A 13,679-nucleotide genomic window follows, 5' to 3' on the forward strand; every position below is an offset into this window, starting at 1 on the left:
ACACCCGTGCACCGTGCGGCGCACGTCACACCGCTGACGCGTGATGGTCCAGCCCGCTGCGGCGTGCCTCCCGGCCGTAGGCTGTGGCCCATGACCGACGTCTCCCGCCTCACCAGCAGCGTCTACAGCCAGGCCCTCGAGGTCATCGCCTCGGTGGAGCCCCGGATCGCCGAGGCGACCCGCGCCGAGCTGGCCGACCAGCGCTCGTCGCTGAAGCTCATCGCCAGCGAGAACTACGCCTCGCCCGCCGTGCTCATGACCATGGGCACCTGGTTCAGCGACAAGTACGCCGAGGGCACCGTCGGTCACCGCTTCTACGCCGGCTGCCAGAACGTCGACACCGTCGAGTCGCTGGCCGCCGAGCACGCCCGCGAGCTCTTCGGCGCCGAGTACGCCTACGTGCAGCCGCACTCGGGCATCGACGCCAACCTGGTCGCCTTCTGGTCGATCCTGGCCCACCGCATCGAGGGTCCGTGGCTGGAGAAGGCGGAGAAGAAGAACGTCAACGAGCTGACCGAGGAGGACTGGGAAGCCCTGCGCAAGGAGCTCGGCAACCAGCGGCTGCTCGGCATGAGCCTGGACGCCGGGGGCCACCTCACCCACGGCTTCCGTCCGAACATCTCCGGCAAGATGTTCCACCAGCAGCAGTACGGCACCGACCCGGAGACCGGGCTGCTCGACTACGACGCCGTGGCCGCGAAGGCACGCGAGTTCAAGCCGCTGGTGCTGGTCGCCGGCTACTCGGCGTACCCCCGGCGCGTGAACTTCGCCAAGATGCGCGAGATCGCCGACGAGGTCGGCGCGACCCTCATGGTCGACATGGCCCACTTCGCCGGGCTGGTGGCCGGCAAGGTCTTCACCGGCGACGAGGACCCGGTGCCGCACGCGCACCTCGTCACCACCACCACTCACAAGTCGCTGCGCGGGCCGCGCGGCGGCATGGTGCTGGCCACCGAGGAGTACGCCCCCTCGGTCGACCGCGGCTGCCCGATGGTGCTCGGCGGTCCGCTCTCGCACGTCATGGCCGCCAAGGCCGTGGCCTTCGCCGAGGCGCGCCAGGACTCCTTCCGCACCTACGCCCAGCAGGTCGCCGACAACGCCCAGTCGCTGGCCCAGGGCTTCCTGTCCCGCGGTGCCACGCTGGTCACGGGCGGCACCGACAACCACCTGGTCCTGCTCGACGTCTCCGGCTACGGCCTCACGGGCCGCCAGGCGGAGTCCGCGCTGCTCGACGCCGGTGTGGTCACCAACCGCAACTCGGTGCCCGCGGACCCCAACGGCGCCTGGTACACCTCCGGCGTCCGGCTCGGCACCTCGGCGCTGACGACCCGGGGCTTCGGCCACGACGAGTTCGACACCGTCGCCGACCTCATCGTCCACGTCCTGGAGAACACCCAGCCCGGCACCACCAAGGCGGGCGGCCCGTCCAAGGCCTCCTACGTCCTCGGTGACGGGGTGGCCGACAAGGTCCGCGCCGCCTCGGCCGAGATGCTCGACAAGCACCCGCTCTACCCGGGCCTCGAGCTGTCCTGAGCCTCGGCACGACGGCACGGGGACGCCGACCGGTGATCCGGTCGGCGCCCCCGCGGTGTTCCTAGTCCTCGGAGCAGTGCAGCGGCAATCGGACGGTGAATCGCGCCCCTCCACCGGGGGCGTCGTCGACCTCGAGGGTGCCGCCGTGCCGCTCGACCACGCGCCGCGAGAAGGCCAAACCGATCCCGGATCCCGCCAGCCCCGTGCTCGCCGTACCGCGGCGGAACATCTCGAAGATGGTGTCGCGCTCCGCTTCTGGCACGCCGCGGCCGTTGTCGCTGATCGTCAGCACCGAGCGCCCGTCGACGAGCCCACCGGCGATCGTGACCCGCGGCGAGGTGCGGTCGCCATAGGCGATGGCGTTGCCGACGAGGTTCTGCACGACCCGCTCCAGGAGGGCGCGGGAGCCGTCCGCGCGGGGCAGGTCGCCCACGACGACCTCGGCGCCCGCACGCTCGACGATGCCCGACACGTCCTGCAGCACCTCCTCGACCAGCGATGAGAGGTCCAGCGGCTCGACGTGCAGCTCGCTCGTCGCGGCGGTGCTGTACGCCAGCACCCCGTCGATCATCTCCGACATTCGCAGGGTCTGCCGCTCTACGGCGGCCAGGCTGTCGGCGGTCTCGGGGTTGGCCCGGACCGCCGGGTCGAGGCCGATGATCTCGGTGCGACCGAGGATGGTGGTGAGCGGCGCCTTGAGGTCGTGGGCGGCGACGTGTGCGAACGCGGCCAGGTCGCGGTTGCTGGCGCTCAGGTCGGCGGTCCGCTCCGCGACCAGCGCTTCGAGGCGCTCCAGGGTGCGCGCGTTCTCGAGCGCGACGGCGGTGGAGTCGGCCAGGGCCTGGAGCACCTCCTGCTCCTCGACGCTCGCCTCCCGGGGCTCGGCCCAGTAGGTGCCGATCGCAGCGACCCCGCGGTCGCCCGAGCGGACCGGGGTCATGCACACGCTCTTGACGAACGTGGGCCGGTACGCCTCGTACGGCACGCGCGGGTCGTCGTAGATGTCTGGGATGACCACCTGCTCCTGGTTGATCATCGCCCAGCCACTCACGCAGGCCTCGAGCGGGAACCTCTGTCCCCGCCAGAGGGGCTCGATCGCGTCCTCGTCGACGTAGTGGCACTTGCCCCCGTCGCGCAGCACGAAGGTCGCTCCGTCGGCGTCGACCAGGTTGCGCGCCGCCACGCGGACGACCTCGACGACGCCGGCTACGTCACGGCACGCGGCGAGGTCGCGAACGGCGCGGAGCAACCGGCGCATGGTGGGCTGGTCCAGACCCGCCGAGCGGAGCGGCTCCTCGGGGGCAACAAGGCTGTCCACGTGTCCTCCGAACTGCTGGGACGCTCTCGTCCCCGCTCGTCTCCTGTCCGTCCACCCGTTCGGCAGGTGGTGGCCCGATGTTACGGGACCAAGGTCTCTGTGTCCGCCGGAGCGCTCAGCGTCCCTCTGCGCGGCGAGCGCCGACGCCCGCCGAGCCGGTCGCGCCCGTCGTGCCCGTCGTGCCCGTCGTGCTCGTCTCAGGCCGTCGTCGGCGTCGTGCGCTCCACGACCGCGGCCAGGTCGCCGCTGTCCAGGGCCCCGAAGACGCCCTCGTGGACCGCACCGAGGCGGGAGGCGCAGAACACGTCGGCCACCTCGGCCGGGGCGAAACGCACCAGCAGGGAGCCCTGCAGCACCGCGGCCATCCGGCTGGCCAGGCGGCGCGCCTGCTGCTCGAGCCGGTCCGGCTCGCCCAGCAGGGCGCCGATCATCGCCAGGGTGTCGTCGACCGCGCGGTCCAGGCGGTCGTCGCCCCCACGGGCCCGGCCGACCTCGGTGATCCAGGCGTCCAGCACCTCGGGCTCGCGGCCGAGCGCGCGCAGGACGTCGAGGGCGTTGACGTTGCCCGAGCCCTCCCACACCGAGTTGAGCGGGGCCTCGCGGTAGAGCAGCGGCATGCCCGACTCCTCGACGTAGCCGTTGCCGCCCAGGCACTCCAGGGCCTCGGCGACCATCATCGGCGTCCGCTTGCAGACCCAGAACTTCGCCAGCGGCAGCGCGATCCGGCGCAGCGCCACCTCGTGCGGGTCGTGCGGCGCGTCGACCGCCGCGGCCAGCCGCATCGCCAGCGCGGTCGCGGCCTCCGTCTCGACGTGCAGGTCGGCCACGACGTTCTGCATGAGCGGCTTGTCGACCAGCCGGCCGCCGAAGGCCGAGCGGTGGGTGACGTGCCAGCTGGCCTCGGAGACCGCGCGGCGCATCAGGGCGGTGGAGCCCAGGACGCAGTCGAGCCGGGTCGCGGCGACCATCTCGATGATGGTGCGGACCCCGCGGCCCTCGTCGCCGAGGCGGAACCCGACGGTGCCGTCCATCTCCAGCTCCGAGGAGGCGTTGGAGCGGTTGCCCAGCTTGTCCTTGAGGCGGACGACGTCGAGCTGGTTGCGGCTGCCGTCGGGCAGCACGCGGGGCACCACGAAGCAGGTCACGCCCGCCTCGGCCTGGGCCAGCACGAGGAAGACGTCGTTCATGGGGGCACTGGTGAACCACTTGTGGCCGTGCAGCGTGTAGGTGCCGTCGCCGCCTGCGGTCCCGACCGGCACGGCCCGGGTGGTGTTGGCCCGGACGTCGGAGCCACCCTGCTTCTCGGTCATCCCCATGCCGGCGAGCGCACCGACCTTCTCGGTCACCGGCCGCACCCCCGGGTCGTAGCGGCGCGAGGCCAGCAGGGGGGTCCACTCCTTGGCGATCGCGTCGTCGGCCCGCAGCGCCGGCACCGCGGCGTACGTCATGGAGACGGGGCAGCCGTGCCCGGGCTCGGTGTGGCCCCAGGCCATGAAGCCCGCGGCCCGGCGCAGGTGCGCGTGCGGTGCCCCGTCGGCCTGCTCCTCCCAGGGCGCCGCGGCCAGGCCGTGGCCGATCGAGCGCTCCATCAGCCAGTGCCAGGAGGGGTGGAAGCGGACCTCGTCGACGCGGTGGCCGTAGCGGTCGTACGGCGTCAGCTCGGGGTGGTGCTCGTTGGCGAGCACCCCGTGCTCGCGGGCCTCCTCGGAGCCGGCCTCGGCGCCGAGGTCGACCAGGGAGTCGAGGACCTCCTGGGACCCGTGGCGCAGGACCGCCTCGACCAGCGCGGCGTCGGAGGTGACGACGTTGTGGCCGACCAGCGGCGGGGCCTGGTTGGTGACGACGCGCAGGTCGGCGCGACCGGGGACGGGGAGCTCCATGTGGATACCGTAGGTCCATGCCGTCGGTCCCGGGTCGTGCCGTCCCGGCCGACCGTCTCCGGGCCACTGCACGGCACGCGGGCCACCAGGCCTGGCGGCTGCTGGTGACCACCGTGGCCTCGTGCCTGCGCTACCGCGTCACCGGCCTGGCGGCCGAGGCGGCCTTCTTCGCGGTGGTCTCCGTGCCACCGTTGCTCTTCGCGCTCGCCGGCGGCATCGGGTACGTCGCCGACCAGTTCACCCCCGCGCAGGTCGAGGACGTCCGGGCCGCGATCATCGACCTCTCGCGACAGGCCCTCACCGACCGCGCGGTCGACAACGTCATCGAGCCGACCGTCACCGACGTGCTGGAGGCCGGGCGCTTCGACGTGGTCTCCCTCGGCTTCGTGCTGGCGCTGTGGTCGGGCTCCCGGGCGCTCAACGTCTTCGTCGACACCATCACCGTGATGCACGGCCTGGGCGGGGAGCGCTCGATCGTCCGCACCCGAGCGCTGTCCTTCGTGCTCTACGTCATGGCGATCGTCACCGGCGTCGTCACGCTGCCCCTGGTCGTGGCCGGGCCCACGATGGTCCGCCAGCTGCTGCCCAACCGCGCCGACTTCCTCATGACCTTCTACTGGCCGGTCGTGGTGGTGCTGTGCATCTGCTTCCTGGCCACGCTCTACCACGTGTCGGTGCCGGTGCGGACGAACTGGTCCTTCAACCTCCCAGGAGCCACCTTCTCCCTCGTGGCCTGGGTGCTGGGCTCCTACGCCCTGCGCTGGGTGCTGACCGTGACCGCCGCCGACTCGCGCTCGATCTACGGTCCGCTGGCCGCACCGATCGCGGTGCTGCTGTGGCTCTACCTGGTCGCGATCGCGGTGCTGATCGGGGCCGCGGTCAACGCCGCCTTCGACCACGTCTACCCCCAGGCCGCGACCACCCGGGCCCGGGCCCGTCGGGCCCTGGGGCTGCCGCTGCTGGGCGGGCGGGAGCGGGCCGGCGGACCCGCCCCCGCGCCCGCGACCACGACCGAGGCCGTGCCGGAGCCGGGGACCGCGGCCGGTCAGGAGTAGGTTCTGCCCCGTGGTGAGCACGTGAGCGGATCCGAGCCGGCCCCGCTGCGGGGTCCCGGCCTGGTCTCCCTGCCCGAGCGGGTCCGATCGCCGTGGTGGGAGCTGGGACGCCGGGTCCTGCTGGCGCTGTCGATCCTCGTCGGCACGGTGCTGCTGGTCTGGTTCGACCGGGCGGCCTACCGCGACAACAACGACCCGACCGGCTACGTCAGCCTCGGGGACGCGATCTACTACACGACCGTCACGCTGAGCACGACCGGCTACGGCGACATCGCTCCGGTCGAGCCGCACGCACGGATGATCAACGCCTTCGTCGTCACCCCGGCCCGCATCGCCTTCCTGGTGCTGCTGATCGGCACCACCCTGGAGGTGCTGGCCTCCCAGGGCCGGGAGATGTTCCGGGTCGCACGCTGGAGGAAGCGCATGGGCAAGCACGTCGTCGTCATCGGCTACGGCACCAAGGGCCGCAGCGCGGTGGACACCCTGGTCAACAACGGGACCCGCCGCGAGGACGTCGTCATCGTCGACCCCAGCCCGGTGGCGCTCGAGGACGCCCACGCCGACGGGCTGGCCGTGATCACCGGCGACGCCACCCGCCGCGAGGTGCTGCGGCGCGCAGGGGTCGCGGACGCCGAGCAGGTCATCATCACCACGGACCGCGACGACTCCAACGTGCTCGCGACCCTCACCGTGCGCCAGCTCAACCCGGACGCCTGGATCGTGGCCGCGGTCCGCGAGCAGGAGAACGCCCCGCTCATGCGCCAGTCCGGCGCGGACTCGGTCATCACGTCCTCCGACGCGGTCGGTCGCCTGCTGGGCCTGTCCACCGTCTCGCCGTCCCTGGGGTCGGTGATGGAGGACCTGCTGACCTACGGCGACGGCCTCGAGGTCGCCGAGCGCGACCTGCTGCTCTCCGAGGTGGGCCAGCAGCCGCAGCGCCTGCCCGACCAGGTGATCGCGGTCGTGCGCGACGAGAAGGTCTACCGCTACTTCGACCCGGTCGTGACCCAGCTGGCTCGTGGGGACCGGCTGATCGTGGTGCGGCCCTCGCGCGAGCTGCCCTGGGCTCCGCGGCCCGGCACGCACGGTGAGGAGATCGCCGACGACGACTGAGGGCCCTGCTCCCGGTCGGATCCGGTCCGGTCCACCTCCGGCCGGCATCGAACGGGTGTTCGAACCTGTGGCACCATGACCCGGTGGCGGGCGGCATGGCGAGGCAGGGGAGCGGCATCCCCCTGCGCGACCGCGTGCGCGTCGGCGGCACGCCGGGCCGGCCCCCGACCGGGGACCCGTCCGGCCTCGAGCTACGCCCCGGCGTCCGTCCCGGGGTGAGGCCCGGGTCCCTGCCCGGTCCGGTCTGTCCCGCGCGGCACTGCTGGGTCGCCGACGCCGTGGACGGCGACGGCGAGAAGCGCCCCGGCCTGCTGCTGGAGTGGCGCCAGCGCGAGCGTCGGTGGGAGGGGCTGGTCGTCTACGCCGCCCGCGTGCGCACCGGCTCGTGGGGGCTGGTGCAGGAGTGGCTGCCAGCCGAGCTGCTCGCCCCCGTCTGAGCGGCCCCGCCCGCGCGACCGGTCTCGACCACCCGGCCCCGGGGCGGGTCGGTCCTGGAGGGTGGGTCGCGGCGGCCCTGGCGCGGTGCATCATGTCCCGACCGTGGACGTGAGGGGGACGACGTGACGGACTCGCGCGTCCCCGTGGACGTGCCGCTCGGGCTGCCCGACCTCGACATCGAGCAGGTGGCGTGGAGGCTGGCCGTCGACGCCGCCGGGGTCGGCGCCTGGGACTGGGACCTGGCCACCCGCGAGCTGCGGTGGGACGGCCGGCTGCTGCGGGTCTTCGGTGTCTCCCGCGAGTCGTGGGGCGGCACGATCGAGGCCTTCAACGCCCTCGTGCACCCCGACGACGTCCCGCGGGTGACCGCCGCCCTGGAGCGCGCGGTCGAGACGTGCGGGGAGTACGCCGCGGAGTACCGCGTCCTCGGCCCGGAGGGGCTGCGCTGGGTGGCCGCCCGTGGACGGGCGCTCGCGGGTGCCGACGGGAAGGCCGCTCGGGTCGTCGGTGCGGCGTTCGACACGACCGACGCGCGGGACACCGATGCCCGGGTGGCGCGGGTGCTCGAGGCGATGCCGAGCGCCTTCTACCAGCTCGATCCCCAGTGGCGCTTCGCCTACCTCAACAACGAGGCCGAGCGGCTGCTCGGCGCCGACGGTGACCAGCTCGTCGGCCGGGTCGTGTGGGAGGCCTTCCCCGCCACCGTGGGCTCGCTCTTCGAGACCAGCTACCGCGGAGCGATCGCGAGCGGCGAGCCGGTCAGCTTCGACGCCTACTACCCGGCCCCGCTCGACGGTTGGTACGAGGTGCGGGCCTGGCCCAGCCCCGACGGACTGGCGGTCTACTTCAACGAGGTCACCGAGCGCTACCGGACCCAGGAGCGGATCGCCCGCGTGGCCGCGCGCGAGGCCCTGGTGGACCGCGTGACCCAGCAGCTCGTCGGCACCCTGGACGGGCCGGAGGCGCTGCGGCGCCTGGGCACCGCGCTCGTGCCCGACCTGGGCGACTGGGTGGCGACGACTCTGGTCGAGGAGCGGATCTCGGAGACGAGGTACGCGGTGCTGCGCGACGTCGGCCAGTGGGGAGCCGGTGCGGCGCGCGCCGACCTCTCGGGACCCCGTCTCGTGGGCGGGGAGGCGATGACGCCGCTGATCGCCACCGAACGCCCCCTGGTGCTGGCTGCCGAGGACGCGGAGTCCCTGCCGGTGCCGCTGCCGGAGGAGCTCCCTGCGGACACGTCCGTCGCCGTGCTCGCGCTGCGCGGACGTGACCGGTTGGTCGGGCTCGTGACCGTGGTGCGGCGCGCCGGGACCTTCGACGAGGACGACCTGCTGACGCTGGGCGACCTGGCTGTCCGGGCCGGACTCGCCCTCGACAACGCGCGCCTCTTCGCCGAGCAGCGCGACCTGGCCGAGGGCCTGCAGCGCAGCCTGCTCACCGACCCGCCCTCGCCGCCCGGGCTGCAGGTGGCGGTGCGGTACGCCGCCGCGGCCCAGGCCGCCCAGGTCGGCGGGGACTGGTACGACGCGTTCGTCCAGGACGACGGGGGCACCGTCCTGGTGGTCGGCGACGTCGTGGGTCACGACGCCGCGGCGGCTGCTGCGATGGGCCAGGTCCGCAGCCTGCTGCGGGCCGTGGCCGTGCACGACGGCGGCGGCCCGGCCGAGGTGCTGCGGGCGACGGACCGCGTGCTGCGCTCGCTGGGCGTGGAGACCACGGCGACGGTGCTGGTGGTCCGCCTCGACCCGGTGGTCGAGCCGGGCACGCCGGTGCGAGCGCGCTGGTCCACGGCCGGCCACCCGCCGCCCGTCCTGGTCGACGATGACGGCACGACGACCCTGCTCGACGCGCACGAGTCCGACCTGCTGCTCGGGTGGGACGCCGACTCCCCCCGGGCCGAGGGGGTCCTCGACCTGGCGCCGGGCGCCACGCTGCTGCTCTACACCGACGGCCTGGTCGAGCGACGCGGCGAGCACCTCGACGTCGGGCTCGAGCGGCTGCGCGAGGAGCTCGGCTCGCTGGTCGCCGGACCCGGCCGCGGTGGTGGCCCGCGCACCGACCTGACCCTGCTCTGCGACGAGGTCGTGGAGCGCATGGTCCCGGGGCGCCGCGAGGACGACGTGGCGCTCGTGGCCGTGCGGCCGCTGGTCGCCGGCGAGCAGCCGGCGGTCAGCGGCCCCGGCTCCCCGGCGGAGGGGCTGCGCGCCGTCCTGCCGGCCCACCCCACGAGCGTCTCGGCGGCCCGTCGCCTCGTCGCGCAGGAGATCGACGCCCACGCCGACGGCCTGGCGCCCGAGTGCCGCGACGCCGCGATCCTGGCCGTCTCCGAGCTCGCGACCAACGCCTTGGTCCACGCCGGCACCGACATCCGGGTCTGCGTGACCGCCTGCCCGACCGGGGTGCGGGTGGAGGTCCGCGACGGTTCCGCGCACTCGCCCGTGCCGCGCCGCCACTCCGTCACGGCGGCGACCGGCCGCGGGCTGCGGCTCGTCGACGCCAGCGTCGACCGCTGGGACGTCGCCCGCCACCGGGACGGCAAGACGGTCTGGTTCGAGGTGGGCCGCCCGGCCGGAGCCGCGTCGACCGACGACACCGACGTCGCGCCCGAGGAGGTGCGCACCGTGCACGTCGCGCTCCTCGGCGTACCCCTCGCCGCGCACTGGGCGTGGCAGGAGCAGGCCGCCGGGTTGCTGCGCGAGCACCTTCTCCTGACGCTCGAGGAGGACCCCGGGGCGATGGAGCGGCACGCAGCGGCCAGCGACGCGCTGGACCAGCTGCGGGAGGTCGTGCCCGAGGCGCGCCCCGGCGAGCCGGATGCGGTCGCCGACGTGCTGCTGCAGCTCTCAGCGCGGTCGGTGCAGAGCATGGACGAGCTGGACCGCGCCCTGTGCAGCGCGCGGGAGGCGGCGGGGGCCGGTCGGATGCTGGCCTCCGAGCGCCCGACCGGCGACCTCGTGGGGTCCTGGCTCTGCGCCGAGGTCGCCCGCCAGGCAGCGGGGCGTCCGCCGCGGGCGTGGGTCGCAGGCGAGTGGGCGCTCGAGGCCTGAGCACCTCCTTGTGACCCGCCGCACACGATCTATAACGTGTTCCAATGCCCGGTGCCGCCCCCTCGACGTCCTCCTCCGCCCTGCCCGAGCAGGTCCACGGCTTCGACCTCTCCTCGGTCTTCCGCACGGTGGCCACGACGGTGCCGGAGCAGGAGCTCCTGGTCGCCGGTGACCTGCGGCTGACGTACGGCGCGGTCGACGCCGACGTCGACGCGCTGGCCCGGTTCCTGGCCGGGCGCGGCCTGGGCTGCCACACCGAGCGCCAGGCGCTGGCCGGCCACGAGTCGGGGCAGGACCACGTCGGCCTCTACCTCCACAACGGGCCGGAGTACCTCGAGGCGATGATCGCCTCCTACCGCGCCCGCGCCGTGCCGGTGAACGTCAACTACCGCTACGTCGCCGAGGAGCTCGTCTACGTCCTGGTCGACGCCGGCACGCGGGCGCTGGTCTACCACTCCTGCTTCGCCCCGCAGGTCGCCCAGGTGCGCGACCTGGTGCCGACCCTCGACCACCTCGTCCAGGTGCCCGACGACTCCGGCGAGGCACTCCTGCCCGGCGCGGTGTGGTGGGCGGACGCCCTTGCCTCGGGGCGCGACGGCGAGGCCGCGGGCGTCGAGCTGCCGCGGCCGACCGGCGACGACCTGTACGTCGTCTACACCGGCGGCACGACGGGGATGCCCAAGGGCGTGCTGTGGCGCCAGGACGACATGTACGTCACCTCGATGGGCGGCACCCCGTTCGGGACCACCGAGCCGTACACCTCCTACGAGGCGATCGCCGAGAACGCCCGCAACGCCGCGGGCGGGATGACGCTGCTCATGGCGCTGCCGTTCATGCACGGCGCGGCGCAGTGGTCGACCTTCCACATGATCACCAGCGGCGGGAAGATCGTGCTGCCGCCGGACCCGCGCACCTTCGACGCCCGCTCGGTGCTGGAGACGGTCGTGCGCGAGGGGTGCGTGAGCCTGCCAGTGGTGGGGGACGCGATGGTCCGCCCGCTCATCACCGAGCTGGAGGCCCGCTCCTACGACCTGTCCGGTCTCGCCGCGGTCAACAACGGGGCCGCCCCGTTGTCGCCGGCGGTGCGGGCCCGGCTGATGGAGCTGCTGCCGCACATCCTCGTCATGGACGCGGCCGGGTCGTCGGAGACCGGGCTGCAGATGAGCTCGATGAGCCTCAAGGGCATGGAGGCCGAGGCCGCGACCTTCACGCCGGTCCCGACCACGACGGTCGTCTCCGAGGACCTGTCACGCGTCGTCGTACCGGGGGAGGAGCAGGGGTCGGGCGGCGGCTGGCTCGCCCAGCGTGGCCGCGTGCCGCTGGGGTACCTCGGGGATGCGGAGAAGACCGCGCGGACCTTCCCGACGATCGACGGCGGGCGCTTCTCGGTGCCGGGCGACCGGGCCGAGATGCTGCCCGACGGCCGGATCCGGCTCCTGGGTCGGGACGGCGTCACCATCAACTCCGGCGGGGAGAAGATCTTCGCCGAAGAGGTCGAGCGGGCCGTCGGTGCGCACCCGGCCGTGCGCGACGTCATCGTCGTGGGCCGACCCTCCGAGCGGTGGGGCAGCGAGCCGGTGGCGATCGTCTCGGTGTCCTCTCCGGTGTCCGACGAGGACCTGCTCGCCACCGCCTCCGAGCACGTCGCCCGCTACAAGCTGCCCAAGGCGATCCTGCGCGTCGACCACGTCGTCCGCTCGCCCAGCGGCAAGGCGGACTACCGGTGGGCCAAGGAGCAGGCCGAGGCGCTGCCGGGAGCCTGACGCCTCACCCCAGGACGCGGGTCAGGAACGCCACCTGGTGGGCGGAGGCGGCGTCGAACCACGCCTTGCCCGGCCAGACGTCGAAGTGGTCGCAGGGGTAGTGCCGGACCTCGGCGCGCGCCTTGAACGCGGCCTTGGCCGCGGCCTGCGGGGGAGCGCTGCGGTCGAAGTCGGCGATCTGCACCAGCGTCGGGACGCGCAGCTGCTTGGCGGCCTTCATCGGGGCCCGCGTGCCGAGCTCGAGGGCGACGTCGGCGTCGACCTCGTTGCGCCAGGTGGGTCCGGCGATGGAGAGGTAGTCCTCCAGGCAGCCCTCGAGCGTGAGGGCGCCGACCTCGCCGGGCCGTGCGACGACCGGCATGGTGAGGCCGCCGCCGGTGGCGCGGCTGCGCACGCCCGAGATGCTCGAGCGCAGCAGGGTCGAGGGCTTGTGCTGACCCATCGCGAGCCGGGCGGCCGCGAGGCCGTCGACGAGCGGCGTCAGCGACACGACCGCGGCGACGTCGTCGCGGCCGACGGCGACCTGGAGGACGTGCCCGCCGGAGAGGGAGACACCCCACAGCACGACCCGGGAGGCGTCGACGCCGGGCAGCCGCTGGGCCGCGGCCACGGCGGCGCGGTAGTCCTCGACCTGGTCGGCGACCCGGACCCGCTGGCGGTGGGTGCCGCCGGAGACGCCGAAGCCGCGGTAGTCGAAGGCCAGCACGTCCATCCCGGCGCCGGCCAGCGCGGCGGCGAACGGCTCGAGGCCGGAGTCGACGGTGCCGGCCAGGCCGTGCGCCATCACCACCACCGGGCGACCGGCGTCGGTCTCCAGGGCGGAGCCGACCCCGGTCCAGTGCCACGCGGCGCAGGTGGTGCCGTGCGAGTCGAAGGTCAGCTCGTCGTGCTTGGTCGACGGGGTCGTGCTCATGCGGTCTCCAGGTCAGTGGCCGGGTCAGTGGCCGGGTCGGTGGCGAAGATCGAGCGCACCCAGATCGACACGACGGCCTCGGTGAGGGCGTCGCGGTCCAGGGTGCCGAGCGTGAGGCGCTCCAGGGCGCGGTCGTTGAGCTCCAGGAGCATCGCGGCCAGGGCGTCCGGGTCAGGTCCGTCGGGGGCCCGGCCGGCGGCGCGCTCGGTGCGCACCAGGTCGGCCACCAGGCCCACGAAGGACTGGCGGTCGGAGTCCCACATCTCCCGCACGGCCGGGCTCTGGCCCCGGGCGTCGAGCATGGCGCGGAATAGGTGGGTGTGCTCCTCGACGGTGTCGAAGAGCGTGGTGACCATGCCGCGCACCCGCTCCACCGGCGACAGGTCCGGGTCGGCGAAGCGCTCCGTGGCGAGCATCGCCCCGTCGTACACCTGCTCCATAAGGGCGGCGACGGCCAGGTGCTTGGACTCGAAGTAGAAGTAGAACGCCGAGCGGGTCACGCCCGCGCGCCGGGAGATGTCGGCGATGTTGATGGAGTCCAGGTCCGACTCCTGCAGCAGCTCGCCGAGCGACTCGAGCAGGGCCGCGCGGCGCTGGTCGCGGACCTTCACCGCCCCCT

Annotated in this window: 10 protein-coding genes; 6 read left to right on the forward strand and 4 right to left on the reverse strand. The window is 73.8% G+C overall.

All coding sequences use genetic code 11. The features are described from left to right. Positions 1-90: 90 nt before the first annotated feature. Positions 91-1,533, forward strand: a complete 1,443-nt coding sequence (locus Q1V71_RS09275; protein ID WP_300643135.1) for a glycine hydroxymethyltransferase — start codon at positions 91-93, stop codon at positions 1,531-1,533. Between the two features lie 61 nt (positions 1,534-1,594). On the opposite strand, the gene Q1V71_RS09280 is transcribed toward Q1V71_RS09275, so the two are convergent. Both Q1V71_RS09280 and Q1V71_RS09285 read right to left on the reverse strand, forming a co-directional pair. Further along, the gene (locus Q1V71_RS09280) at positions 1,595-2,851 is read right to left on the reverse strand and encodes a GAF domain-containing sensor histidine kinase (protein ID WP_300643137.1); all 1,257 of its coding nucleotides are present in this window, start codon (positions 2,849-2,851) and stop codon (positions 1,595-1,597) included. Between the two features lie 197 nt (positions 2,852-3,048). Continuing rightward, entirely contained in the window at positions 3,049-4,731 is a 1,683-nt protein-coding gene (locus tag Q1V71_RS09285) for an acyl-CoA dehydrogenase family protein (RefSeq protein WP_300643139.1), read from the reverse strand. Positions 4,732-4,748: 17 nt separating this feature from the next. Here Q1V71_RS09285 and Q1V71_RS09290 point away from each other — a divergent pair, with 17 nt between their 5' ends. The 5 genes from Q1V71_RS09290 (at position 4,749) to Q1V71_RS09310 (ending at position 12,147) form a co-directional block, all read left to right on the forward strand. Next, entirely contained in the window at positions 4,749-5,786 is a 1,038-nt protein-coding gene (locus Q1V71_RS09290; RefSeq protein WP_300643141.1) for a YihY/virulence factor BrkB family protein, read from the forward strand. A 21-nt stretch (positions 5,787-5,807) separates the two neighbouring features. After that, the gene (locus Q1V71_RS09295) at positions 5,808-6,899 is read left to right on the forward strand and encodes a TrkA family potassium uptake protein (RefSeq protein WP_300643143.1); all 1,092 of its coding nucleotides are present in this window, start codon (positions 5,808-5,810) and stop codon (positions 6,897-6,899) included. Between the two features lie 83 nt (positions 6,900-6,982). Next, positions 6,983-7,336: a hypothetical protein gene (locus Q1V71_RS09300; RefSeq protein ID WP_300643144.1), complete on the forward strand. Its 354-nt coding sequence runs from the start codon at positions 6,983-6,985 to the stop codon at positions 7,334-7,336. Positions 7,337-7,459: 123 nt separating this feature from the next. Then, the gene (locus Q1V71_RS09305; RefSeq protein WP_300643146.1) at positions 7,460-10,384 is read left to right on the forward strand and encodes a SpoIIE family protein phosphatase; all 2,925 of its coding nucleotides are present in this window, start codon (positions 7,460-7,462) and stop codon (positions 10,382-10,384) included. Between the two features lie 44 nt (positions 10,385-10,428). Beyond that, complete coding sequence (locus Q1V71_RS09310) at positions 10,429-12,147, forward strand: acyl-CoA synthetase (protein ID WP_300643148.1); 1,719 nt, start codon at positions 10,429-10,431, stop codon at positions 12,145-12,147. A 4-nt stretch (positions 12,148-12,151) separates the two neighbouring features. On the opposite strand, the gene Q1V71_RS09315 is transcribed toward Q1V71_RS09310, so the two are convergent. After that, the gene (locus Q1V71_RS09315; protein ID WP_300643150.1) at positions 12,152-13,060 is read right to left on the reverse strand and encodes an alpha/beta fold hydrolase; all 909 of its coding nucleotides are present in this window, start codon (positions 13,058-13,060) and stop codon (positions 12,152-12,154) included. Next, positions 13,057-13,671, reverse strand: coding sequence for a TetR/AcrR family transcriptional regulator (locus Q1V71_RS09320; RefSeq protein ID WP_300643152.1), 615 nt, complete (start codon positions 13,669-13,671; stop codon positions 13,057-13,059). The genes Q1V71_RS09315 and Q1V71_RS09320 overlap by 4 nt, the downstream gene beginning before the upstream one ends. Positions 13,672-13,679 lie beyond the last annotated feature (8 nt).

Source organism: Nocardioides sp., from assembly GCF_030149505.1.
GTDB lineage: Bacteria > Actinomycetota > Actinomycetes > Propionibacteriales > Nocardioidaceae > Nocardioides.